The 23,819-nt window shown below is 38.2% G+C and carries 22 protein-coding genes; 7 read left to right on the plus strand and 15 right to left on the minus strand.

Annotated elements, in window-relative coordinates:
* A partial coding sequence (locus tag AC3WSK_RS01660; protein ID WP_492534766.1) for a glycerophosphodiester phosphodiesterase family protein occupies nucleotides 1-407 on the plus strand: 407 nt, incomplete at its 5' end.
* Between the two features lie 77 nt (nucleotides 408-484).
* Here AC3WSK_RS01660 and AC3WSK_RS01665 read toward each other — a convergent pair.
* From AC3WSK_RS01665 to AC3WSK_RS01675, 3 genes are all read right to left on the minus strand, one after another.
* Complete coding sequence (locus AC3WSK_RS01665) at nucleotides 485-940, minus strand: DinB family protein (RefSeq protein WP_079559748.1); 456 nt, start codon at nucleotides 938-940, stop codon at nucleotides 485-487.
* A 536-nt stretch (nucleotides 941-1,476) separates the two neighbouring features.
* On the minus strand, nucleotides 1,477-2,529 hold the full coding sequence (locus AC3WSK_RS01670) for a tartrate dehydrogenase (protein WP_427482087.1): 1,053 nt from the start codon (nucleotides 2,527-2,529) through the stop codon (nucleotides 1,477-1,479).
* Nucleotides 2,530-2,708: 179 nt separating this feature from the next.
* Nucleotides 2,709-3,155 (minus strand): YlbF/YmcA family competence regulator, encoded by a 447-nt coding sequence (locus tag AC3WSK_RS01675; RefSeq protein ID WP_079559746.1) that lies wholly within the window; start codon nucleotides 3,153-3,155, stop codon nucleotides 2,709-2,711.
* Nucleotides 3,156-3,242: 87 nt separating this feature from the next.
* Here AC3WSK_RS01675 and AC3WSK_RS01680 point away from each other — a divergent pair, with 87 nt between their 5' ends.
* Nucleotides 3,243-3,743, plus strand: a complete 501-nt coding sequence (locus AC3WSK_RS01680; protein WP_079559745.1) for a PaaI family thioesterase — start codon at nucleotides 3,243-3,245, stop codon at nucleotides 3,741-3,743.
* Here AC3WSK_RS01680 and AC3WSK_RS01685 read toward each other — a convergent pair.
* Together AC3WSK_RS01685 and AC3WSK_RS01690 are read right to left on the minus strand one after the other, a co-directional pair.
* Entirely contained in the window at nucleotides 3,724-5,199 is a 1,476-nt protein-coding gene (locus AC3WSK_RS01685) for a UDP-N-acetylmuramoyl-L-alanyl-D-glutamate--2,6-diaminopimelate ligase (RefSeq protein WP_492411566.1), read from the minus strand. The two genes, AC3WSK_RS01680 and AC3WSK_RS01685, sit on opposite strands and share 20 nt — an antisense overlap.
* Nucleotides 5,200-5,473: 274 nt before the next feature.
* Complete coding sequence (locus AC3WSK_RS01690; RefSeq protein ID WP_079559743.1) at nucleotides 5,474-6,595, minus strand: CAP domain-containing protein; 1,122 nt, start codon at nucleotides 6,593-6,595, stop codon at nucleotides 5,474-5,476.
* 148 nt (nucleotides 6,596-6,743) lie between these two features.
* On the opposite strand from AC3WSK_RS01690, the gene AC3WSK_RS01695 reads away from it, so the two are divergent.
* Both AC3WSK_RS01695 and ytvI read left to right on the plus strand, forming a co-directional pair.
* Nucleotides 6,744-7,109 (plus strand): YugN family protein, encoded by a 366-nt coding sequence (locus AC3WSK_RS01695; protein WP_079559742.1) that lies wholly within the window; start codon nucleotides 6,744-6,746, stop codon nucleotides 7,107-7,109.
* A gap of 201 nt (nucleotides 7,110-7,310) precedes the next feature.
* A complete protein-coding gene (ytvI, locus tag AC3WSK_RS01700; protein ID WP_079559741.1) occupies nucleotides 7,311-8,375 on the plus strand; it encodes a sporulation integral membrane protein YtvI in 1,065 nt (354 codons plus the stop codon).
* A gap of 60 nt (nucleotides 8,376-8,435) precedes the next feature.
* On the opposite strand, the gene AC3WSK_RS01705 is transcribed toward ytvI, so the two are convergent.
* From AC3WSK_RS01705 to cyoE, 7 genes are all read right to left on the minus strand, one after another.
* On the minus strand, nucleotides 8,436-8,897 hold the full coding sequence (locus AC3WSK_RS01705; RefSeq protein ID WP_079559740.1) for a DUF420 domain-containing protein: 462 nt from the start codon (nucleotides 8,895-8,897) through the stop codon (nucleotides 8,436-8,438).
* A 396-nt stretch (nucleotides 8,898-9,293) separates the two neighbouring features.
* Entirely contained in the window at nucleotides 9,294-10,217 is a 924-nt protein-coding gene (ctaG, locus tag AC3WSK_RS01710) for a cytochrome c oxidase assembly factor CtaG (protein ID WP_079559739.1), read from the minus strand.
* Nucleotides 10,218-10,988: 771 nt separating this feature from the next.
* The gene (locus tag AC3WSK_RS01715) at nucleotides 10,989-11,333 is read right to left on the minus strand and encodes a cytochrome C oxidase subunit IV family protein (RefSeq protein WP_079559738.1); all 345 of its coding nucleotides are present in this window, start codon (nucleotides 11,331-11,333) and stop codon (nucleotides 10,989-10,991) included.
* A gap of 1 nt (nucleotide 11,334) precedes the next feature.
* Complete coding sequence (locus AC3WSK_RS01720; RefSeq protein WP_079559737.1) at nucleotides 11,335-11,961, minus strand: cytochrome c oxidase subunit 3; 627 nt, start codon at nucleotides 11,959-11,961, stop codon at nucleotides 11,335-11,337.
* Nucleotides 11,961-13,844 carry a cytochrome c oxidase subunit I gene (gene ctaD, locus AC3WSK_RS01725; RefSeq protein WP_079559736.1) on the minus strand — a complete coding sequence of 628 codons (1,884 nt, stop codon included), beginning with the start codon at nucleotides 13,842-13,844 and terminating at the stop codon, nucleotides 11,961-11,963. The genes AC3WSK_RS01720 and ctaD overlap by 1 nt, the downstream gene beginning before the upstream one ends.
* A gap of 39 nt (nucleotides 13,845-13,883) precedes the next feature.
* Nucleotides 13,884-14,972 carry a cytochrome c oxidase subunit II gene (gene coxB / locus AC3WSK_RS01730; RefSeq protein ID WP_079559735.1) on the minus strand — a complete coding sequence of 363 codons (1,089 nt, stop codon included), beginning with the start codon at nucleotides 14,970-14,972 and terminating at the stop codon, nucleotides 13,884-13,886.
* A 100-nt stretch (nucleotides 14,973-15,072) separates the two neighbouring features.
* Nucleotides 15,073-15,990, minus strand: a complete 918-nt coding sequence (cyoE, locus tag AC3WSK_RS01735) for a heme o synthase (RefSeq protein WP_079559734.1) — start codon at nucleotides 15,988-15,990, stop codon at nucleotides 15,073-15,075.
* Nucleotides 15,991-16,325: 335 nt separating this feature from the next.
* Here cyoE and AC3WSK_RS01740 point away from each other — a divergent pair, with 335 nt between their 5' ends.
* On the plus strand, nucleotides 16,326-17,249 hold the full coding sequence (locus AC3WSK_RS01740; protein ID WP_079559733.1) for a COX15/CtaA family protein: 924 nt from the start codon (nucleotides 16,326-16,328) through the stop codon (nucleotides 17,247-17,249).
* 576 nt (nucleotides 17,250-17,825) lie between these two features.
* On the opposite strand, the gene pyc is transcribed toward AC3WSK_RS01740, so the two are convergent.
* The 3 genes from pyc to AC3WSK_RS01755 are packed head-to-tail and all read right to left on the minus strand — an operon-like array spanning nucleotide 17,826 to nucleotide 22,798.
* Nucleotides 17,826-21,260: a pyruvate carboxylase gene (gene pyc, locus AC3WSK_RS01745; RefSeq protein ID WP_492411571.1), complete on the minus strand. Its 3,435-nt coding sequence runs from the start codon at nucleotides 21,258-21,260 to the stop codon at nucleotides 17,826-17,828.
* Nucleotides 21,261-21,272: 12 nt separating this feature from the next.
* Complete coding sequence (locus AC3WSK_RS01750) at nucleotides 21,273-22,457, minus strand: FtsW/RodA/SpoVE family cell cycle protein (RefSeq protein WP_492411573.1); 1,185 nt, start codon at nucleotides 22,455-22,457, stop codon at nucleotides 21,273-21,275.
* A 59-nt stretch (nucleotides 22,458-22,516) separates the two neighbouring features.
* The gene (locus AC3WSK_RS01755; protein ID WP_079559730.1) at nucleotides 22,517-22,798 is read right to left on the minus strand and encodes an Fpa/YlaN family protein; all 282 of its coding nucleotides are present in this window, start codon (nucleotides 22,796-22,798) and stop codon (nucleotides 22,517-22,519) included.
* 182 nt (nucleotides 22,799-22,980) lie between these two features.
* On the opposite strand from AC3WSK_RS01755, the gene AC3WSK_RS01760 reads away from it, so the two are divergent.
* Nucleotides 22,981-23,481 carry a molybdopterin-binding protein gene (locus AC3WSK_RS01760; protein ID WP_079559729.1) on the plus strand — a complete coding sequence of 167 codons (501 nt, stop codon included), beginning with the start codon at nucleotides 22,981-22,983 and terminating at the stop codon, nucleotides 23,479-23,481.
* Between the two features lie 11 nt (nucleotides 23,482-23,492).
* Nucleotides 23,493-23,696: a YlaI family protein gene (locus tag AC3WSK_RS01765; RefSeq protein ID WP_079559728.1), complete on the plus strand. Its 204-nt coding sequence runs from the start codon at nucleotides 23,493-23,495 to the stop codon at nucleotides 23,694-23,696.
* Nucleotides 23,697-23,819 lie beyond the last annotated feature (123 nt).

Consider the following 23,819-nt stretch of genomic DNA (forward strand, 5'->3'; position numbering starts at 1 on the left):
GTTTAATGCCATCTAAACTATGGCGTTTAATTGAAGAGCTTGGTGCTGAGAATCGAGTAGTTGTTACAAGCTTCTACGGCGAACAGATCGATCGCTTTAATTTATATGCTCAAAATCAAGTAGCACTAGGTGCAGGCGAATCAGATGTTCGTAAAGCATTCGCTTCTTTTTCAAGCCAGTTCGGACATTTATATCATCCAAAGGTAGATGTATTCCAAATACCACCTAAATCAGGAGTAATTAACTTAGATTCTCCGAAGTTTATCCAGTTTTTAAGCAATTTAAATATCCCTGTTCATTATTGGACGATCAATGACGCTCCAACAATGAATAAATTAATTCACAATGGTGCAAAAGGTATTGTTACAGATCGACCTGATATTGCTGTGGAATTACTACAAAAATAAGAACCATGGAATGGAGCTTAAGTTCCATTAGGTTAACACATTGATGGGTAAGGGCTACTTGTTATAGCCCTTACCTTTTAATATTTTCTTCTTATAAAATTAGCAGGTACCGGGGATAAATTTAATTGTCTCGCCCACACAGAAAGCTGCCCTATATGATGAATTTCATGTGCAATAGTATGGTGTAAAATATCATTTTTTGTATAAGTATTTGTATCCCAAGAAACCTTTACGATTTCATCGCTTAAATTTTCATTATGCTTCAAAAATTCAATAATTTCTTCTTGTAATTCAATTGAGAGATTTTTTACTTTTTCAAGCGTTCTATATTCATCAAAATCGAATATTATGTCTCTTTCTCCCATAATGCCGCGAATCCAGCTATATTCAACTTCAATAATATGAAATAGTGTATATAGAATACTACCTACTCCACCACTTCGCTTTTTCAATAATTCCTCTATACTTAGCTGATTACACCACTCGAACCATTCGTCTCTTACTTGCCAGTTATACTGAAAAAACTTGATCATGTGACCCTACACCCCTTAGATTTTTTAGTAAGTTTTAGCAAAGATCAATAAACAGTCGAACTGATGAAAACCCCACTGTTTAAAGTTCTATCATTACCATAACGTGTGGTTAATCTCCGTTCCGACTGGGCGCTTTGTTGCTGTCGCTTCGCTTTCGCACAGATAAAACATTTGTTGTTGCTGTCGCCTCGCTTTCGCACAGAAAACATTCGTTGTTGCTGTCGTTTCGCTTTCGCGCAGAGCAGAGCTTCCTGGGGGCGTCCGATGAGCCGCTTGGGCCAACAGATGTTTTTTGCGCGAAAGCGTAGTGCTAGCGTAGCGGCAGCAGCAGGATGTTGGTCACGAAGGCGTTATCACAGGATGTGATGCTTTTAGCCTTTGTTCCTCTATTGCTAATCCCCGAGGAGCCGCCCAGTCGTAACGGAGATCAACTTATCCCCCCTCAAAAGTAAGAGTTTTTACGGAATGAGGATGAATGGCATACGTTTTAACAAATGTCCCCCACTACTTTTGGTCATGACTTTTTAAATTTCACTTCATTGTAAATGATGTAATACCGCATCCGTTACATCACGTAATGTTGCTTTTCCTCCCAAATCACCTGTTTTAACACCTTGCGCTAATGTTGCTTCCATCGCATTCAGCACTTTTGTACCAACCTCATGATAGCCTAAGAAATCAAGCATCATTTTTCCTGTCCAAATTTGTCCAAGCGGATTTGCGATTCCTAGTCCTGCAATATCAGGAGCTGAGCCATGAACTGGTTCAAACATGGATGGATATTGTCGTTCTATATTTAAATTTGCAGCTGGCGCAATTCCGATGCTGCCCATAATTGCACCACCTAAGTCGGTTAAAATATCCCCAAATAAATTCGATGCAACAATTACATCAAAGTTTTCTGGCTTCATCACTAAAAAAGCAGCTAAAGCATCAATATGATTAGATACTTGGCCTATGTCCTCATAATCTTTACCTACTTCTGCAAATACTTCATCCCAAAAAGGCATACTATACGTAATTCCGTTAGATTTTGTGGCACTTGTAACATGCTGGCGTCGAGTTTTCGCCATTTCAAATGCATATCGCATTGCCCGCTCTGTTCCCTTCCTCGTGAAAATAGCATTTTGGATAGCAACTTCATCTTGTCCACTATGTATTCTGCCACCACTCTCAGCATACTCTCCTTCTGAGTTTTCACGTACAACTACAAAATCAAAGCCATTTGGGTTACGTAAAGGTGAAGGCAAACCTTGAAGTAGCTTTGCCGGACGCACATTAATAGATTGTTTCATCTCACGGCGGATTTTAATAAGTAGTCCCCATAATGAAATGTGATCTGGTACTAAATCGGGCATACCTACGGCACCTAAAAAGATTTGATCATAACCTTTTAAAATTTCAATACCATTATCAGGCATCATTTTACCTGTCTCTAAATAATAATCACACCCCCATGGGAATGTTGTCCATTCAAACTGAAAGCTGCCATCTAGTTGAGCAGCTTTATTAAGCACTTCTATCGCCGCAGGTACAACCTCTTTACCAATCCCATCTCCTGGTATAACGGCAATTCGATAAGTCTTCATCCATTTATCCTCCTTTACTTTCTCTATCACCTATTCAATTACTATACAATTTTTATTTTTATTCAGCAATTTCATCCTGATGTATGTTGCTGTCGCTACAACATAATATAGTAATAAAAAAACTATATACAAACTCAATCGAGTTTTGTATATAGTCTATTAAAAAGCATTACCTTGTGTTAAGCAGAGCATGAGCATGAACCGCCTGAGCCACATCCTCCACCACATGAAGAACCTGATGCAAAGAACGGATTACTTACAGGAACTTTTACCGCTTCAGAAACAGTTTTTCCTATAAGTAAGCTTATTTGGTCAAGCAAATCTTGAAAATCGTTCTCAGCAAGTTTCAATGCCGAAACCTTTTCATTTAAATCGAGTGCGCGCTTTTGCTGACGAATCGATTTCATAATTGTATGATAATCCGGATGATATTTTCCGAAACGTTGTACATCTTCGTACTGCTCTTTCATGCGATTGAAAGCGTAAATAGCTTCCACTATTTGGACGTCGCTATACACATCATCATAAGCTTGTTGCAGCGCTTTCGCAGGCTCAGAGGAAAGAATCATCTCACAAAGCGCATCGGCCTCATCCAAAATGATTGCCCAGTCAGAGGTCATCATCATTTTTAATTCCCCCAATCTCTTTTCCATCATAACAGATTTTATGGTAATTTTACATTATTGATATTTTTAAATGGAGGAGTTTTTAAATTGGTACCATCATCTAAAGAACAAATAGAACAATTACTTGCAGAGATTTTACAACATAGCACGCCTGAAGATGAGGAAGTCTTACTACATTTATTGTCTGGACTTCGCGATAAACAACAAGGTATTCATCGACGTTATATTAATGCTGCCTTACATATGGTAGGCAAATTTGAATCCGAAGTTAGTGAAGTTCGTATTCCCATTACACCTGTTATCCATAATACTATTAAGGTACCACACGGTGGGATTATTGCAACAATTGCAGATGCAGCAATGGGCGGACTTGCTTCGCGTTCAGTGCCAGAAGGCTTTAATGTTGTCACAACAAATATGAATATCTCTTATATTGCTACAACAACGAACAAGGAACTAATCGCTCGTGGGCGTTTCGTCCATAAAGGGCGCCAGACACTTGTGATGGAATGCGATATCGAGGATGAGACTGGACGAAGACTTGCTATTGCGACTGGATCTTTCTTTGTTATTCAACGCCGTCCTTAGACATAAGATTTAAAAAGTAATCTCGAATACATTGTTGATCGGAAAAAGGGAATTTTTGATTTTTTATTTGTTGGGTTTGTTCATGCCCTTTTCCGGCAACAAGTACAATATCGCCTTTTTCTGCCTTTGCTAGCGCTTGATGAATAGCAACTTTTCGATCTAAATAGATTTCATAATATTGCTGCTCAGTAAAACCAGCAATAATACTTTCATTAATTAAAATAGGGTCCTCATCACGTGGATTATCCGTTGTTAAAAAAATGACATCCGCATACTTACTAGCTACCGCTCCCATCGCAAAACGTTTCGCCTTATCTCGATTCCCCCCACAGCTAAATACAAGGTAAAGGTTTTTAGAACGATCCAAAGTTTGCAAAACAGCCTGTAATGCCTCGGCCGTATGAGCATAATCTACATACACGTCAACCCCAAATGGATTGTCTATTTTCTCAAGCCTTCCTTCTGGTAGCCTTAACAACCACATATGCTCCGCTAGATCTTCAATTGAAAAACCTAGCCGCCATAAAGTCATTAACGCAGCTACAGCATTTTGCACATGATATTTTCCGTTAAAAGGAATTTCCACGATATGTTCGCTCGAGGACGTTTGTAAACAAAGCACCGTTTTTCCAATTGATTCACTAACAATTTGGATATGTAAATCATTATGATTATCAAACCCGAATGAGCAGGATTTTTTCTTATCATAAATACCAACGGAACGGCAAAAATTATCATCCCCATTTAGCACAAGCTTTTTTGACAAATCTGCCAACCTTTTTTTCGCCCGCTTATACGCTTCAAGTCCTCCATGATCTTCTAAATGGTCCTCCGTTAAATTTAAAAAAACACCACAATCGATATCACAATGATCAAGCCTATGTTGCTGTAACCCCATTGACGAAGCTTCTAAAACAACATGTGTAACACCATTTCGTACACATTGCTTTAAAATCGGATGCAACTCTTTTGCCTGTAATGTAGTTAATTGCTCATGCACTGTTTGTTGTTTCTGTTCATTGATGAAAAATCCTACAGTTCCAATAACCGCGACGTTTTTATGTAGAGCTCTTAGCAATTGGCTCACAAAATGACTCACTGTTGTTTTACCATTCGTACCCGTAACCGCAATGACTGTTAATGCTTCCGCTGGAAAGGCTGAAAGCTTTGCACTCGCATACGATAAAAATAAGGATGTATTCGGAACCCAAACAAAAGGAATACTTTGATCAGTAATAGGTATTGAAATACTTTCCTCTGATACTATAGCGGCAGCTCCCCGAGCTAATGCTTCTTTTACAAAACGACTTCCCGATGTTTTCTTACCTTTACGTACAATGAAAATATCCCCAGGTTTTACTGCCTGAGCATAATCCTCAACGCCTGTAATATCTGTACGAATAGATCCTCCAGTTACACTACACGGCCAGTCTTTTAATAGCTCAGCTAATTGCAAGCTTCATTCCCCCTTTCGGTTCTCTAGCATATGACGGCGTATATAATGGTGTGACGAAAATTGTAGTTGGTTATTGTGCTTCTCTTTTTCGTCTAACTGAAAAGACTGAAGATACACTTGATTTTGCCAAGTGTATTTTCAGTCTTTGATTTCTATATATTCCAGCATTTTAGATGTACCGAAAGCGGAACAAGATTCACTTCCCGTAAACGCTTGATTATTGAAAACTACTAATCAGTGAGGTGAAGAAAAACTCCACAGGTTAAGTTTCTCTTCAAGGTGATGATTCATCAATATTTTCTACTGGTTCCTCAGAGTCTTTATTCTCACTATCCAGCTCCTGTGAAGAAGATTCTAACAATATTTGCGTATAATAGTTTAAAAAGACTCCAGATCCCACTGTAGTATATAAATCATTTAAAATGATTTTTCGGTGCTCAGATGAATTAAGCCAGCCATGCATTGCTTCGATAGCATCAAAATAATCAGTCGCAAGATTTTCATTTGCCTCACTATATTCGATACCCTGTGTTTCTAATCTCTTTTTTAAATCTCCATTTGTTGGTGATTCATGACCAACGAAATTTTGAACCTTCATATCTTCACTATGCATATTTGCAACTTCTTCTATTGATTCATCAATATTTAATGGAGATAAATCATGTTGAACTCTTGCTACATTTATTAAATCGTCAAGTTGCGCAGCACTTGCTTCATTAATTTCCTTCTGTAAAAAGGAAGAAGGTGGTGTTGGTATAACTAGCTCGCCTTGATAAGTCATTTCATAAGGTTGATGAAGAACAAGAGTTTTACTATTAGTAAAGCGTATGCCTTGTAGCTCACTCGTTTCTCTATCGAGATAGAGTTGTGCAAACAGCCCATCGAATTTTACAAGCAACCGTGTCTGCATATCTTCTTCACTCATCGAGAAAGAGAAAATATTTTTACCAACATTCGCGGTTACTTCGTAATCAATGATAGTCATTCGGTATATATCATCACGCTTCTGACCAACCTTAAAAGGAGAAGCATCTAAATCTTCACCAGCTAGATAAACTTGTGTCACCACATTATTTTCAACGCCTACCATAAAAAATTTGGAAGGACTTGCATTGTAGATCCACCAATCATAGCCAAAGGACGATGGTTCCTTTCGCACTGGTTCACCATATTTATCTGAAACTGCCTTTATTTCTTTCCCGATTAATGTCGACATCCCGCTTTCCGGACGTGGCATTGCCCCCATTTCAGGTTGCGTTAACTCGGTTTTGGGAATGATATTTGAATTGGCATTCGGGCCTTTTAGCGGCTCGTTTTCACGTGGTGTATTAAAAAACATAAAGCCAATCAACGCAATTGCAGCACATGCCATAAAAATGCGAAATAAAGCTTTCATACATGACTCCTTCTTATCACGATTATTCTAAAACTATTATATCAATTGTAGTTGTGTTGACACAATGTTGTCATTGCAACAATGTCGAATATGCTCTATTATAAAAATGAGCGTATACTTTGTACGAGAACCTAAAGGAGGATTAGAGATGTATTTTGAAAATACTAACCTTGAAAATTTAACAGCTGATCAAGAACTTATTGTAAGCGTCATGAAAAAAAACGGTTTAGAATGTGATGGCGGCTGGGACTACGAACGTATGACATTTGATAAGCGTTTCGATACTCGTGAGGGACGTTATTACCTACGTGTATTCTCATATGCTAAATCAGGTGATGTTGGTGCACACGATGCAATCTTAACATTAATGAAACCAGTACTTGGTAAGTACTACTATCCACACGGTGTTGAGTATGGTGATGATGAAGTTTATCCAGCTCATCTTGTAAAAAAATGTGAAGAAATCTTAAAAAAGGTTAAATTAGACTTACAAGCTTTTGAAATTCGTGCGTAATTTTAGATAGTTATTTCACGGTGCATATATGTCGATTAAACATCGAAATCATTTTATTTTTTATCAGGTAACAGTAACGGCAATAGCATGCAGTGCAATAGCTAAACTGAAAAGACTGGTGGTCCAGTCTTTTTTATTTTGAGTAAAAAATTTTTTTCTTCTCATACTAACTATATCTTTTACATGATGTAGGTGAGATAAATGTTACAATTTTTAAAAAGCCCTTTTTTTCGCCATCCGATAATCGTTATAGCGGCTGGAATTGCAATTCTCTGGTTTATATCCCTGTCATTACCTATACTGCTTGCCTACGTAACTGCATTATTATTGGAACCTGTCATCATACGAATTAGTAAACGGTTCCGAAAAAAACGAAAAATAGTCGCATCCATTTTTTTTATGATCTTTTCAATTGTGACATTATTATTATGTATTCTCATCATATTTATAAGCTGGAAACAATTTTCAATATTTATCATTGATATTCCAGAGTACCTCAATCAGCTCTCAGCAATATGGATTCAAATGCAATCCAAGCTCTCCAACTACACGCATCGTTTGCCCTTAGATCTTGTTATACAAATTCAACTTATGATAACACAAGTTCTTTCTTCAATTGAGAAATATGCTCTTTCTTTAACAAATGTGAATGTTTGGTCATCTTTACTTACGTATATTACTTCTCGTTTGTTTGATATTTTTGTTTATTGGATTGTGTTATATATGTTTCTTTTAGAACTACCGAATATTAACCGGAAAATGTTAGCACCTATTTCGTTTCACTATCAACAAAAAATTCTATTTATTGGACAGCGTGTGAAACTTGCTTTATTTGGTTTTATGAAAGCACAATTTTTTGTTGGTATTTGTATTTTAGCTATATCTTTTGGGACTTTTTATTTTCTTAAAACTCCATTCCCACTCGTTTTATCACTCTTGCTAGTCATTTTAGACTTCGTTCCTTTTTTAGACTCATTCATTTTGCTTCTTCCTTGGGCACTATACAAAGCCTTTACAGGTGATTATATTTTTGCTGTTATGCTAGTCGTATTAACAATCGCACTATTTTTAGTTCGACGTATGATTGAACCTAGAGTGATTGGAAATAAAGTTGGACTCTCCTCACTCACAACCTTTATTGCAATGTATATCGGTTTTGAAATGTTTGGATTTGTTGGTATTTTAATCGGCCCTTTACTCTTTGTTGTTGTCATATCCCTATTTAATCAAACATCCATAAAAAATCTCCCTCCTTCTCAAAAATAAAAAGGAGGGAGATCTTTTTGATCAATTATGCTTCAGCACAATGACACCAGCTGAAAGAAGTTAAAAGCCTAAAATAGCTTTAATGACAGATGTTGTTTCACCTGGCTCAAATAAAATATAAAGTAACAGGTAAACGAGAACTCCGGTAATAGCTACGAAGAACCAAATAATACTTGTAATCGGTCCAATACGACGGTGAAGCTTAAGATTCGTTTTCAAACCAGAGATGATACTAACAATCCCAAATACTGCTCCAGTTGTTGCAAGCGTAATGTGGAAAATTAAGAAGAACGTATAATATGGTTTTAAATCTTCTCCGCCACCAAACGCTGTGTTACCAATAAAGATTGTACGTGAAGCATAAATAATAAAGAAGATAAGTGCTGCGACACCTGCTGCAAGCATTACTTTTTTATGTGCCTCAACTTTTCTTTTTATAATTAAGCCCCAACCAATAGCTACAAGTACAGCACTAATAACAATGAATGATGTACTTATAGTAGGCAAAATTTGCAATTCCATTGACAAAACCCCTTATACTTTAAAATCAATTATGCCCCGGCATAATTACGTCCGGAATCGGCTTTGTGCTTAGGCCTGCATGAGGGCCGACACGATGTCGATCATTTCGGTAATGCCACAGGACGTGGCGTTTTTACCGATGCAGGTCAGTTAGCCGTTATTGCATGGATGCGATGTTTTTAGGCTAACATCCCCTAAGAACTCCTTTCCGATTCCGTGGCATCCGCCGGAGGCTCTAGGCCAACACGATGTTGGTCATTCAGTCGTTGCCACAGGATGTGGCGCTCTTAGACTGAGTTCCTCTATTTCAGCAAGTATCTTTTGTACCGAAAGCGTAGCGACAGGTACAGGTATTTGGACACCTGTTGAAAGAAGTTAAATTTCTTTATTTTACAATTAATGTTGCTGCTGGCTTTCCCATTTCTTTTGATGCTCTTTTAAAGCATCGGCAGTAATTTTATCCGGATCCTTTTGTTCTGCACGATACCAATTAAGGAAAATCGCCCCTAGTAATACCCCAAAAATAATCTCTTGTAAAATCTTCATTAAAACGCCGCCTAGTTGCTGATCAGCAACAGGTGTCATATTTGTAAAGAGCTCTGGCCCTGAAAGAGATAAGCTAGAAAGTGTGGCCACTGGTACACAAAGTTCCATTGCTTTTAGCCATGCTTCACCATTTGTATATGTTTCATACATAGCGTTTGGCGCAAAAATAATTAACGCACACGCAGGTGTAATTAATACCGCATTCGCAATGATATAGGCTAATTTATGCAAAGGCTTCATTTGTGGTTGATTTGGCATCTTTTGAATCAAAGGCCAGTACATTAAGACAGCAGAAACAAATAATACAAATGTATATGTACCATGTAGAGTTTCGTTTAATTTAATGTAGTCTAGCACTGCAGGTAAGTGATAGAAAGAAAATAGACCAATAAACACAAATACTGCAGCGACGGGAAATGTAAATACTTTAAATAAAGATCTAACAACTGGTGCTTCAATCGCAACTTTCCATACCCACCAAGGAATCCCCTTAATTAAGAAAATCGGTACAAGTAACAATAAAATAGCCATTTGCACCATATGCATTGTAAACATAATGTGCGCCATTAAATCTATTGGAGATCCTTTAATAATATATATCGTTACCATCGCCAGTACAAAATAAATAGCCTCTCCTTTTTTCAAAGGCTCACTTACTTTAAAATCCTTGCGCCACTTTGTTGTGACTAGAAAATAGATGACTGTTATAAATACAAGAACCCCTATTAAGTATGGGCTCCATAAAGCTTGGAAACCAAATATACTAAGTGGCATACAAAACGCACTCCTTTAACTTCAGTATCCCTATTATAGAACGCTTACAAACATTCTGCAATGAACGAAAGGTGAACAAATTACTAACCACAATATATTACTCATACAAGCTAGTTCATCTATTGAAAAAATGTTAAAAACTATAAATCATCCTGAAGAATATCTTATTTCTCGTGGCTATCAACATAGCGCAGGGTTGATTTCCGTTCCGACTGGGCGCTTTGCCGCTGACGCTTCGCTTTCGCGCAGAGCAGAGCTTCCTGGGGGCGCCCGATGAGCCGCTTCGCTTCTCTGCAGGGTCTCGGGCCAACAGATGTCTTTTGCGCGAAAGCGTGAGTGCAACGTAGCGACAGCAGCACGATGTTGGTCACGAAGGCGTTATCACAGGACGTGATGTTTTTAGCCTTCGTTCCTCTATATCGCTGATCCCCAAGGAGTCGCCCAGTCTCCACTCCAATCAACTTGTATAAAATGAAAACTTTAATTAAAGTATAAATGTCCGCACAGAAATGTACATTTTTATTTGCTTGTCGTCTTTTTATATAAGGTAAGGTGCCTCTGCTCAAAATAATAAAGTGCTTAACCCCATACAAAAGAAATCAAGGTGTACATGTTTAGCATTTTTAAACAACGTTTTAAGCTCATATGAAAGCAGTGTTAGGTTTTTCTATCTACCACTAATTATTACTCTTCATCCATTTAACTTTTTAGCAGAACCCAAAAAGAAAAGCACGTTCCTACAGTAAGTAGAGAACGTGCTTTTTTTGATGATTACCACCAAATGATTGTTAAAAATGCTAAGAAGAATGTAAATGCGATTAAAATACCCATCCACATGAAGAAGCCAATTACACCACCGAAGTGTGTTTTTTTGTCTTCTAAGTGCATGAAAGAGTAAAGTTGAAGAACAACTTGAACTCCAGCAAGCAATAAAATAAGCGGTAATATTAAGTATTTAGAAAAATCAGCTGCAACTACTGCGAATGCGATAAACGTAAAGAAAATCATCATCGCAAAATTAATTACTTGTTTACGCATATGAACGGCATTATGATGACGATCATACTCGTATTGTGCCTGTGACTTAGCAACTATAGGTGTATCGTGTGATGACATATTATCCGATCACTCCCATCAAGTAAACTACTGTAAAGATGAATACCCAAACTACGTCGATAAAGTGCCAGTATAATGCAGCCACGAAGAATTTAGGTGCATTGTATAAGTTAAGACCACGTTTAGCATTACGAAGCATTAACGTAGCAATCCACACAAGACCTAATGTTACGTGGAAACCATGTGTACCAACTAATGAATAAAACGCAGTTGAGAATGCAGATTGGTCAAATGTAAAACCAAGACCTACATAATGATTGAATTCATAAATTTCAAGACCTAAGAATCCAAGACCTAAAAGTAATGTTATACCAAGCCAAGTTTGCATAGCCTTAAAGTTAAAGTTACGCATATGGTAAATGGCATAAACAGACGTTAGTGAAGATGTTAATAATAACATCGTCATAGCGAAAGCTAAAGGTAATTCAAATAAATCTTGTGTTGTGAACTCCATGCCAGCTGGCCCTTTGTTCTTAAGCGCTAGGTAAGTAGCGAATAAACTTGCGAAAAGTACAACTTCACAGGCAAGGAAAATCCAGAAACCAACAACTTTATTTTTCCCTTCCATCGTCGCTTGTTCAGGATGATCTGGCCAAGTATGAGGAGTAAATTTAGTATTGAAATCCATTATTTATTTCCTCCTTTGCCGTAAAGATGTTCTTCAATTTCAAGAATTTCTTCTTTGTGTAAGTGGAAGCCGTGATCGTCCTTAACAGAACGGAAAATCATAGCACCAAATGTAATTGCAAGACCAGCAATTAAAATATAAATTGACCATGGTTTATCTGCATCTGGGTTGTAAAGAGCACCGAATGCCGCGATAAACAAACCCATAGAAATAACAAATGGGATAGCTGAGTTGTTCGGCATATGAATATCACCGATTGGCTCAGCAAATGTAACTTCTTTATTACCTTCTTGCTTTTCAATCCACCAAGGATCTAAACCACGAACAAGAGGTGTTTGACGGAAGTTATAGAATGGGATTGGTTGTGGAATTGACCATTCTAAAGTACGTCCATCGCCCCATGGATCGCGACCTGCTGGTTTGCCTTTGATTGACATTAAGCAGTTGATTACCATTAAGATAACCCCTACACCCATCATTAATGCACCGATTGTAGAGATATAGTTAAACTGATCCCAACCTTGACCTTCCATGTAAGTGAATACGCGACGTGGCATACCCATTAAACCTAAGAAGTGTTGAACGAAGAACGTTAAATGGAATCCGATAAAGAATACCCAGAAAGTAATTTTACCAAGTGTTTCGTTTAACATACGGTTGAAGAAAATTGGCCAGTAGAAGTGCGCTGAACCAAATAACGCTGTTACGATACCACCAACGATTACGTAGTGGAAGTGAGCAACGATAAAGTAAGAATCGTGTAATTGGTAGTCAAGAGGTGCAGATGCTTGCATTACCCCTGTAACACCACCCGCAACGAATGACGGGATGAAACCAAGTGCATAAAGCATTGGTGTTGTAACTTTAATAGATCCGCCCCAAATAGTTAAGATCCAGTTGAATACTTTCATACCTGTCGGAACCGCAATCGCCATTGTTGCAACAGCAAAGATTGCGTTAGCTGTTGGCCCAAGACCAACTGTAAACATGTGGTGAGCCCAAACCATGAACCCTAAGAAACCGATTAAAATTGTTGCGAATACCATTGAAGAGTATCCGAATAAACGTTTACGAGAGAACGCTGGAATAATCTCAGAGAATAAACCGAACGCTGGTAATACTAAGATATAAACTTCTGGGTGTCCGAAGATCCAGAATAGGTGTTCCCAAATAATTGTGTTACCACCCATTAAGTGGTCAAAGAAGTTACCACCGAACATACGGTCAAATAACATCATTAATAAACCAATTGTTAATGGAGGGAATGCGAATAGGATTAATGCACTTGATACTAGAGAAGTCCAAGTGAATAATGGCATACGCATAAATGTCATACCTGGAGCACGCATTGTAATAATCGTAACGATAAAGTTAAGACCTGAAATTAACGTACCTGCACCTGATATTTGTAAACCGAGAACATAGAAGTCAATACCATGTCCAGGAGAATATAAAGATAATGATGCATAAGATGTCCAGCCCGCATCAGGAGCGCCACCCATAAAGAATGATAGGTGAAGGAATACTGCACCTAGGAAGAATAACCAGAACCCTAAAGAGTTAAGGAACGGGAATGCTACGTCACGCGCACCAATTTGTAATGGTACAAGCATGTTCATAAATGCGAATAGTAATGGAGTCGCAGCTAGGAATAACATCGTTGTTCCGTGCATTGTTAATAATTCATTGAAAAAACCAGCTGATACGAAGTCGTTATTTGGTTTCATTAATTGAATACGCATTAATAACGCTTCAAAACCAGCGATAGCAAAGAACAGTGTACCGGCTAATAAATACATTACTGCTAACTTTTTATGGTCAACAGTTGTAATGTAGTCCCAGACAGTTGCTCCAAAGCCCTTTTTCTGTGTGTATGAGCTCACAACTTTTACCTCCCTCAAGTTTGTTACATAAAACTAAAATTATTTCTCAACAGATAAGCCCATGATATACGTTGCAAGAGCTTGAATTTCTTCGTCAGTTAAGTCGCCATAAATTGGCGCAGTGCCTTCTGGATTCATCATTAAGTTACCTGGTTTGAATTTCCCAGGATCTTGAATCCAATCTTTTAAGTTTTCTTCAGTATGTTCTAAGAAACCAGCAACACGGTTACGGTCACCAAAAGTAGCTAAGTTAGGACCTGGTGTGCCTGCACCACTTGTACCTGATATAGCATGACAACCCATACAGCTCTGAGCAAATGTTGCTTCCCCTAAATCTGTTGAAGCTTTGTCAGCCTTTTTACCATCTGTTGCTTTCATTGAAGCTACCCATGTATCGAATGCATCTGGGCTTAATGCTTTAACTTTGAAGTCCATTAATGCATGTGAAGGACCACATAACTCAGCACATTTACCATAGAATACGCCGTCTTTAAGGTCTTTTGATTCTTTATCGAATTCTAGATAGAACTTGTTCAAGTTATCTACGTTCGTATCCATTTTACCGCCTATAGCAGGAATCCAGAATGAGTGCTTAACATCGGCAGCTTTTAAGTTAAAGTAAACTTTTTGACCTGTTGGTACTACTAATTCTTGTGCCGTTACAATACCTTGGTTAGGGTATTCAAACTCCCACCAATATAATTTTGCAGTTACATTTACTGTAAGTGCTGTTTTGTCACCGTTTTCATCTACTTCGTCCATCGCAGCAACATCTGCAAATTTGTAAGTAGCCGTAACAACTGGTACAGCTAAGATTAATAATAAAATAATTGGAATAACTGTCCAAATCACTTCAAGAGTGTGACTTCCTTCTACTTGCTTAGGAATAACATTTTCGCCAACTTTTGCACGGCGGAATTTTAAGAATGCAAGTAAATAGACAACGGATACTACTACTACAACTAACGTCATAATTCCAGTAGCTAGCATTAATAGATTAAATTGTTCTTTACCTACTTGACCAGATGGTTTCAGTGCAGAAATATAATCTTCACCACAACCAGAAAGGAAAACCATCATCACTGCTAGTAGTGAAAAAAGACGCCACTTTTTAAGCCCTTTCATCATAGCTTAATTAAACCCCTCTTTCTTTGTTGTATTTTCATGTGTACCTAGGACATCAGTTCTGTCTATATGAATTCTTTAAGAAAAGAAAGAATTCCTACATTTAGCTAAACAACGCAAAAATTATGATGGATACAAATAGTATGGTCATATGATTCAAAGAATAGATAAACATTTTATTTGCCCATTTCATATCATCTTTTGTCGTAAAGCCTTTAAAAGCTAGAATCAACCAGCCCAAGTTCAATGCAGTCGCAAGAATTAAGAAGCCAATCCCAAGCTCCGGTAAAAGGAAAGGTAACGGTAATAATAAAAGAATCCAGAATAACATTGAGTACTTAGTTCGTTTAAATCCCTTTACTACTGGTAGCATTGGTATATTAGCTGCACGATATTCCTCAGTACGTTTCATAGCAAGTGCATAAAAATGCGGTGGTTGCCATGCAAACATGATCAGGAATAAGGCAAGTGCTCCAGCACCTAATGTAGGCTCAACAGCTGCAAACCCAATAACTGGTGGGATTGCCCCCGAAATACTTCCTACAACCGTGTTACTAACATGCTTCCTCTTTGACCACATTGAGTACAGAACAACATAAGCAAATATTCCTACAAGTCCCCACATGCCGGCCGCAAACGATGCCGCAAATAACAAAATTTCACCTACAATTAAAAATGAGAGGGCAATGGTCAGTACAAAATTCGGCTTAAATCTACCCGTTACTGTCGGTCTTGCCTTCGTTCTTTTCATGATTGGGTCAATATCCTGATCAATAAAGTTATTCATTGCGCCCGAGCCACCTATAATCAATGCTGCACCCAGCATGGTGAACAATATGACATCAAGCTCTTGCAAGAAGTGTCTACTAGTAAATTGAAATGCCAGCCACATCCCTGTAAACGTTGTGACAAGATTCGAGTTAACAATTCCAATTTTTATCAGTGCTAAGAAATCTTTCACAACAGATGTTGATGCTGGTCCACCATTTCTAGTAGCCGTCAGTGCACGACCGTTTGACATGATACCTCTCCTTTCATTTTTGTAAGCATATTCCGCTACCAATTACTATAGCGAAATTTGCGATTGATTTCTAGACATTAAGTGAAATTTAGATGAAGTTGTAAAAATTAGCTTTGTCTAGAAATATAATAAAAACAACATATCTATAGTAAATCATTTTCCAAAATGAATTGTGAAGGTTAGAGTACGAAATTATGAACAATTTGTGAAATGGAATCGACATCTAATACTCCCTACTCTTTACAAGTTGTTTTTTACCTGTATTTTCGATATCATCTATTAGCAGAAACATTACTTTCATGTAATGTTCATAGATAAAGTAGGTGACTCATTTTATGCAACACAACAAGTATATGAAATGGTTTGCTGTTGCCGCTACAGTTGGAATGCTTCTTATTTTATTAGGTGGAGCACTCGTTACCAAAACAGATAGTGGCTTAGGCTGTGGTCGAAATTGGCCTGATTGTAATGGTTCTCTTATTCCAAAAGAAATAACACCAGAAGTCTTAATTGAATTTTCTCATCGTCTTGTAACTGGAGTTGTATCTATTTCAATTCTTGCGTTAACAGTTTGGACATGGCGTAAACTCGGTCATATTCGAGAAGTAAAATTATTAGGTTTCTTAGCGATGTTTTTCTTAATCGCACAAGCTCTTATTGGAGCAGCTCAAGTGTTGTGGGGACAAGGCGATTTCATATTAGCCCTCCACTTTGGGATTTCTCTTATTTCCTTTGCTGCTGTGCTCCTTCTTTCTATGATTGTATTTGAAGTCGATCGGAAATTTGATGCCGATAACGTATTTATTGGTAAAAAGTTACGTTGGCATACAATTGCTGTCACAATTTATTCTTATTTAGTCGTTTATACAGGGGCGCTTGTTCGCCATACAGATTCTAGCTTAATATGCCCTGACTGGCCATTTTGCTATAATGAAACACCATTCGCACCTTTTAATAATATGTATGAATGGGTGCAAATGGGACATCGCCTAGCAGTTCTTATCTTTTTCATTTGGATTGCATACATAACTTGGCACGTTGTAAAAGAATATAAAAATCAACGCGTTATTTACTATGGCTGGATTATTGCTTTTACTATAGTAATTTTACAAATGATCGCAGGTATGTTAGTAGTCCTAACTAAATTGAATTTAACAGTCGCATTACTTCATTCATTATTCATTTCAATTCTATTTGGTCTACTTTGTTACATGATAATGCTAGTTGCACGTAGCAATTATAATGAAAAAAGCAAATAATAGTAGAAAAAGATTCGCTACATTTTTAAGTAGTGAATCTTTTTTATTTCGGCAAACACTTCTACCATTTATGTCTATAAAAATCAACAAGTTTATTATTACAATATAGCAAAATTAGTTGTTGCCTCGGTGTGCTTTCGCTACAAAAATATTTTCTGAATGAAGATAAAAAAGGCTCATAAGCAAAAAGCTTAAAAATATATGCTCTATATATTAGTTGATTGGAGTGAAGGATGGCGACTCCTTGAGGATTAGCGATATAGGGGAACGAAGGCTAAAGGCATCACGTCCTGTGATAACGCCTTCGTGACCAACATCCTGCCGCTACGCTAGCACTACGCTTTCACGCAAAAAACATCTGTTGGCCCAAGCGGCTCATCGGACGCCCCCAGGAAGCTCTGCTCTGTGCGAAAGCGAAGCGACAGCAACAACAAATGTTTTAACTGTGCGAAAGCGAAGCGACAGCAACAAAGCGCCCAGCCGTAACGGAAATCAACCACACATTATGGTGATGGGCCATAAAAAAAGGTTATTAGTATGCTGTAAAAGCCCTCTAATAACCTTCTTTATTATCAATTATTCAATTTCAATTAACAAATCACCTGTTGAAATAGCATCGCCCGCATGAGCGTATACTTCTTTCACGATACCGTCTTTCGCCGCTTGGACGGTTGTTTCCATTTTCATCGCTTCGGTAATTAATAAGTGATCCCCACGTTTTACATGGCTTCCTTTCGATACGACTACTTTTAAGACCGTTCCAGGCATCGTTGCGCCAATTTGATTTGGATTGTTTGGGTCTGCTTTTAATGCCAGACTGCCATCTACTTCGACAGTCATATCTTGAATCACTAATTCACGAGATTGACCGTTTAGCTCAAAATATATAACACGCGTACCATCGTGCTGCGGTTCACCAATAGAAACAAGTTTAATGATTAGTGTTTTTCCTTTTTCGATCTCGACTTCGATTTCTTCGCCTAGTTTTAACCCGTAAAGGAATGTTGGCGTATCTAATACCGAAATATTGCCGAAGGAATTCACTGTTTTTGCATACTCTTCAAACACTTTAGGATACAAAGCAAACGCTAGCACATCCTGCTTTGTCACAGGACGATTTAATTTTTCCTCTAGTATCGCCTCTAATTGCTCAAAATTCACAGGCTCTAGTAGTTCGCCAGGGCGTACCGTAATTGCTTCACGATCCTTTAACACAACCTTTTGAAGTGCCTCTGGGAAGCCACCATGTGGTTGTCCTAAATAGCCTTGGAAGAATTCAATCACAGAATCTGGGAAATCGATTGTTTGCCCTCTTGTCAGGACAGAGTTTTCATCTAAATCATTTTGCACCATAAATAACGCCATATCACCGACTACTTTCGAAGATGGGGTTACTTTGACAATATCGCCAAATAGAAGGTTTACGCGGGAATACATACGCTTCACTTCTTCCCATCGATCTCCAAGGCCAACTGCTTTGGCTTGTTGTTGCAAGTTACTGTACTGACCACCTGGCATTTCATGGACATAAATTTCTGAATGCGGGCTAATCATGCCGCTTTCAAAATCCTTATAGTATTTACGCACATCTTCCCAGTAGTACGATAACTTTTCAAGCGCATCGATATCGGCACGAACCTCGCGCTTACCGCCTTTCATTGCATAATACAAGGAGTTTGCACTTGGCTGTGATGTTAAACCTGCCATTGAACCGAGCGCCGTATCAATGATATCTACCCCTGCTTCGATCGCCTTGGCATATAAATAAATACCATTGCCACTTGTATCATGCGTATGCAGATGGATTGGCAGACTTGTCGTCTCTTTCAACTCTGAAATTAAACGATAAGCTGCTTCTGGCTTCAATAATCCAGCCATATCTTTTATCGCTAAAATATGGGCACCTGCTGCCTCTAGCTCTTTTGCCATTTCCTTGTAGTATTGAACTGAATATTTCGCTCTTGATTCATCAAAAATATCTCCTGTGTAACAAATCGCAGCTTCAGCAATTTTACCTGATTGACGTGCTGCATCAATGGCTACTTCCATTCCTTTAATCCAGTTCAAGCTATCGAAAATACGGAATACGTCAATGCCTGATGCCGCTGATTCAGCGATAAACTCACGAATTAAATTGTCTGGGTAATTTGTGTAGCCAACTGCATTCGCACCACGCAATAACATTTGGAATAGTACATTCGGTACTTGTTCTCGTAGCTTAGCAAGACGCTCCCATGGGTCTTCTTTTAAGAAACGGTACGCCACATCAAACGTCGCGCCCCCCCACATTTCTAGTGAGAAGAAATTATGCATCATGCGCGCTGTTGCATCTGCAACTTCGAACATATCCTGTGAACGCACACGTGTTGCAAGAAGTGATTGGTGTGCATCTCGGAAAGTTGTATCCGTTAATAGCACATCCTCTTGCTCCAAAATCCATTTCACAAGCCCATCTGCTCCTTGGGCATCTAAAATTTGCTTTGTCCCTGCCGGAGGAACGATTAATTTATCGACTTTTGGGATGCTCGGCTGCACAAAAATTGGTTTCGACTTCTTCTCTACACCAGGGAAGCCATTTAGTGTCACATTGCCAATATAGCTTAAGAGCTTTGTCCCACGGTCTTTGCGCTCAGGGAAATTAAATAATTCAGGTGTTGAATCGATAAAGCTTGTATCAAATGCACCCGTTAAAAATTTATCGTGCGTTACAACATTATTTAAAAATGGAATATTCGTTTTCACCCCACGAATACGGAACTCTTTTAAGTTTCGGTCCATTTTTGCTGCCGCTTCTTTAAACGTCATCCCTGTCGTTGAAATTTTAACTAGTAGCGAATCATAGTACGGCGTTACAACAGCTCCTTGGAAGCCATTGCCGGCATCCAATCGAACGCCAAAACCACCGCTTGAACGGTACACCATAAGCTTCCCTGTATCAGGCATAAAATCATTAGCTGGGTCTTCCGTTGTGACACGCGCTTGAATCGCATAGCCGATCATTGGAATATCTGCCTGTTGTGGAATATGGATTTCCTCACTATGGAGACCGTACCCTGCTGCCACTTTAATTTGGGCGTGCACAATATCAACACCCGTAATCATTTCAGTAATCGTATGCTCTACTTGAATACGAGGGTTGACCTCGATGAAATAAAACTCATCGCCTGCAACTAAAAATTCTACTGTCCCTGCATTTATGTATGAGACATTTTTCATTAATTGAACCGCAGCATCGCAAATTCGGCTTCTTAAATCCTCCGAAATTGAATTAGATGGTGCGATTTCTACAACCTTTTGATGTCGACGTTGAATCGAGCAATCACGTTCATATAAATGAATGATATTGCCCTGTTGATCGCCAATAATTTGGACTTCAATATGCTTTGGCTTAATAATCGCCTTTTCTACATACACCTCATCAGAGCCAAATGCTGCTTTCGCCTCTGATTTTGCACGTTCATAGGAGGACGCTAGCTCCTCTTTTGTATGAACAAGGCGCATTCCTCGACCACCGCCGCCTAGTGCTGCCTTAATCATAATTGGATAATCATATGCGCTAGCAAAAGCTTCTACCTCCGCTAAATTAGCTACTGGACCATCTGTACCTGGAATAACAGGAATACCTGCAGCAATTGCTTGTTCACGCGCCTTCACCTTATCCCCAAACATATCTAAATGCTGAGAAGTAGGTCCAATGAAAACAATCCCCTCTTCTTCACATCGACGTGCAAATTCTACGTTTTCTGATAAAAAGCCATAACCTGGATGAATCGCATCAACATTAGCATCTTTCGCGATCGTAATAATGCCCTCAATATCTAAATAAGCATCAATTGGTTTCTTGCCAGCTCCTACTAAATAGGCTTCATCTGCTTTAAAACGATGGAATGCCCCACTGTCCTCCCGCGAATAAATGGCTACAGTTTGGATATTCAACTCCGTACATGCACGGAAAATACGAATTGCAATTTCTCCTCGATTGGCTACGAGAATTTTGTTGATTGATTCCATTGATATCCCCCTTTATGATTGTGTCTTTCTCCTTTCTACCTTTTCAAACATAGAAATATTGATTAATATTCCCATCGCTAAAGATAGAATAATTATAGATGTCCCGCCATAGCTAATAAAAGGTAGCGTGACACCGGTTAACGGGATTAACCCAGTTACACCCCCAAGATTGATAAACGTTTGCCAGCCAATCCAGCTCGCAATACCAGCCGTAATCATACGTGCTAGTGGATCTTTCGTGCGCAACGCAATCGAAAACCCTTTATATACAATAAACCCTAAACCACCTAAAACGATAAGAACTCCCCAAATTCCTAGTTCCTCCATAATAATTGCCATAATAAAATCGGTTTGTGGTTCAGGTAAATACCCCAATTTTTGAATTGATTGACCGAGACCTCTTCCTTCTAAACCGCCTCCGCCAATGGCATAATAACTATTGACAACTTGGTGACCACTACCAGTCTCATACTCAAACGGGTTAATGAATGATTTAAGACGTCCTAAACGGTTTGTCGTTAACATACTTCCTTTAAACAGCATTAGTATACCAAAAATGACTCCTCCAAACGCGCCCAACACCCCAAAAAACTTCCAAAATGTTTTAAATGGAATACCACTCGCTGCTACAACACTAACCGCAATTCCACATAGAATAATACTTGCTCCCAAGTCGGTTTCAAATGCTACACCCGCAACAACAAGAATCCAGAGGAATATAGGATAAAATATTTCATTTGGTTGTAGCTTTTCAAGCGTATACTTCTGTCCTTTCCGATAAAAAGCTGCAGCAAAATATAAAATTATAAATAGCTTCGCATATTCAGAAGGTTGAAAATTACCAAAACCCGGAACATGTATCCAACTTTTAGAACCTATCCCTGCCGTATCACCGTTACCAGCAACTTTTACCCAAGTAAATAGAACAACTAACACAGCCGTCAATAACAACATAACATTTTTATTCGCATAATGTTTATACGGGAAAAATGCTGCTACTAATAATCCAAAAAAAGCTACAATTAAATTGATTACTTGCTTGTGATAATAGAAATCTGGAGCTTCTCCTTTTTGTGCAATCGCCACCATCATACTGGAGCTATAAATCATTATTAAACCAAATAAGCTTAATAATAGAACAGTAAAAAACAACGGGTAATCAAAATTTTGTGCATAACGTTTTAAATATTGTTTCATCGGAAAACCTCATTCTAGAAAAAAAACTCAAATCGCAAATGCGTTTGAGTTTTTTCTTTTTATTTGTCTGTATACGCGTCATGTAGTACAGAAAGTTCTTTCTCGAGTGAATCGAGAATTTCTTTGCCTTTTTCGCGTTCAATGAGTCCAAGCTTAACAGCAAATTCAATTTCACGTGAAAGGCCGAACATTTGTGTATCTAATACTTCTTCATATAGAGGGCATTGTGGCATTGTTAAATGATCCATTTGTACTCGAATGAGGCGAGCAATTTTATCTGCATCAGCAACTAAAAGCTCCAAAGCCTTCTCTTGAAAAGAAGTTTGTGATTTAGTATCCATGAGGACGCCCCCATTATCTGATATTTCTTCGATTCTATCTTAATAAAGTTTATCTTTTAGTCGTTAAAAATGCAAGTGTCTACATTGGAAAATAGAGAAATCGAATTATATTTCTTTATTATCTCTAGTCATTAGCGTTATACTATTTCATGGATATACAAGATTTAAGGAGGATTTCTATAATGGAAACAATAATTCCTATTAAGGGCGCAGTTACATTCCAATTAACATTAGATCCCACTGTTTGGATTTTCGATGATCGTAAATTAGATTTAAAAACGTATTTCGACACTAAAGAAGTTGAAGAAGATTCGGATATTAAATATATGCGTGAGGTAGGTGCTCACTGGTCACGTGAGATTATGGAAGGAGCTACTTTCCCACCAACATTGAAATCAGAACGAAAATTCGACCGCAAAGGGATGGAAACAGGCACTTTCGGAATCGAATTAAGTCACTTCTTAAAAAATGCTGATATTAAACCTGAAGCAACAACAATCGTCATTGAATGTGAAGATAACAAAGAATATCCATTTACAATCGAAGAAGCTTATACATTAATTTTAAAATATAGCCAAGATGGTAAGCCATTAATGGAAGATGGTCCTGTTCATGTGCTATTTAGAGACGGTTCAAATGTAGACAACCCTATCAAAAATGTATTAGCTATTCGTGCTGAGTAGGAGGGAATGCAATGCGCGTAAAGTGCGTTATTTGCGATACTATTAACAATTTAGATGATAATTTACCGTTAGCAAAAAAATTACGCAATCGACCAATTCATACGTATATGTGTGAAACATGTCATGACCGTATTGAAGATAATACCGTCGCACGCATTGAAACAGGAAATTTCCGTTTTTATCGTACTTCACCACAGATGGATAAAGAATTTTAACTGATCAGCCGAAGGAGGTGACCCATTATTTGCGTCACCTCCTTTATCATATTGAAAAAAAGGTGATTTCCATTTCAGGCTACTCACCAAGATTTATCGGAACAAAATCTCATTTTATCGGAA

It is taken from the genome of Lysinibacillus sp. EB271-A1-10B (assembly GCF_058791335.1).

What these genes read in the sequence shown, in the direction of transcription:
- AC3WSK_RS01665 (WP_079559748.1), bottom strand. Translation starts at nt 940, where the DNA reads ATGATCAAGTTTTTTCAGTATAACTGGCAAGTAAGAGACGAATGGTTC.
- AC3WSK_RS01670 (WP_427482087.1), bottom strand. Translation starts at nt 2,529, where the DNA reads ATGAAGACTTATCGAATTGCCGTTATACCAGGAGATGGGATTGGTAAA.
- AC3WSK_RS01675 (WP_079559746.1), bottom strand. Translation starts at nt 3,155, where the DNA reads ATGATGATGACCTCTGACTGGGCAATCATTTTGGATGAGGCCGATGCG.
- AC3WSK_RS01690 (WP_079559743.1), bottom strand. Translation starts at nt 6,595, where the DNA reads ATGAAAGCTTTATTTCGCATTTTTATGGCATGTGCTGCAATTGCGTTG.
- AC3WSK_RS01695 (WP_079559742.1), top strand. Translation starts at nt 6,744, where the DNA reads ATGTATTTTGAAAATACTAACCTTGAAAATTTAACAGCTGATCAAGAA.
- ytvI (WP_079559741.1), top strand. Translation starts at nt 7,311, where the DNA reads ATGTTACAATTTTTAAAAAGCCCTTTTTTTCGCCATCCGATAATCGTT.
- AC3WSK_RS01705 (WP_079559740.1), bottom strand. Translation starts at nt 8,897, where the DNA reads ATGGAATTGCAAATTTTGCCTACTATAAGTACATCATTCATTGTTATT.
- ctaG (WP_079559739.1), bottom strand. Translation starts at nt 10,217, where the DNA reads ATGCCACTTAGTATATTTGGTTTCCAAGCTTTATGGAGCCCATACTTA.
- AC3WSK_RS01715 (WP_079559738.1), bottom strand. Translation starts at nt 11,333, where the DNA reads ATGTCATCACACGATACACCTATAGTTGCTAAGTCACAGGCACAATAC.
- AC3WSK_RS01720 (WP_079559737.1), bottom strand. Translation starts at nt 11,961, where the DNA reads ATGGATTTCAATACTAAATTTACTCCTCATACTTGGCCAGATCATCCT.
- coxB (WP_079559735.1), bottom strand. Translation starts at nt 14,972, where the DNA reads ATGATGAAAGGGCTTAAAAAGTGGCGTCTTTTTTCACTACTAGCAGTG.
- cyoE (WP_079559734.1), bottom strand. Translation starts at nt 15,990, where the DNA reads ATGTCAAACGGTCGTGCACTGACGGCTACTAGAAATGGTGGACCAGCA.
- AC3WSK_RS01740 (WP_079559733.1), top strand. Translation starts at nt 16,326, where the DNA reads ATGCAACACAACAAGTATATGAAATGGTTTGCTGTTGCCGCTACAGTT.
- pyc (WP_492411571.1), bottom strand. Translation starts at nt 21,260, where the DNA reads ATGGAATCAATCAACAAAATTCTCGTAGCCAATCGAGGAGAAATTGCA.
- AC3WSK_RS01750 (WP_492411573.1), bottom strand. Translation starts at nt 22,457, where the DNA reads ATGAAACAATATTTAAAACGTTATGCACAAAATTTTGATTACCCGTTG.
- AC3WSK_RS01755 (WP_079559730.1), bottom strand. Translation starts at nt 22,798, where the DNA reads ATGGATACTAAATCACAAACTTCTTTTCAAGAGAAGGCTTTGGAGCTT.
- AC3WSK_RS01760 (WP_079559729.1), top strand. Translation starts at nt 22,981, where the DNA reads ATGGAAACAATAATTCCTATTAAGGGCGCAGTTACATTCCAATTAACA.
- AC3WSK_RS01765 (WP_079559728.1), top strand. Translation starts at nt 23,493, where the DNA reads ATGCGCGTAAAGTGCGTTATTTGCGATACTATTAACAATTTAGATGAT.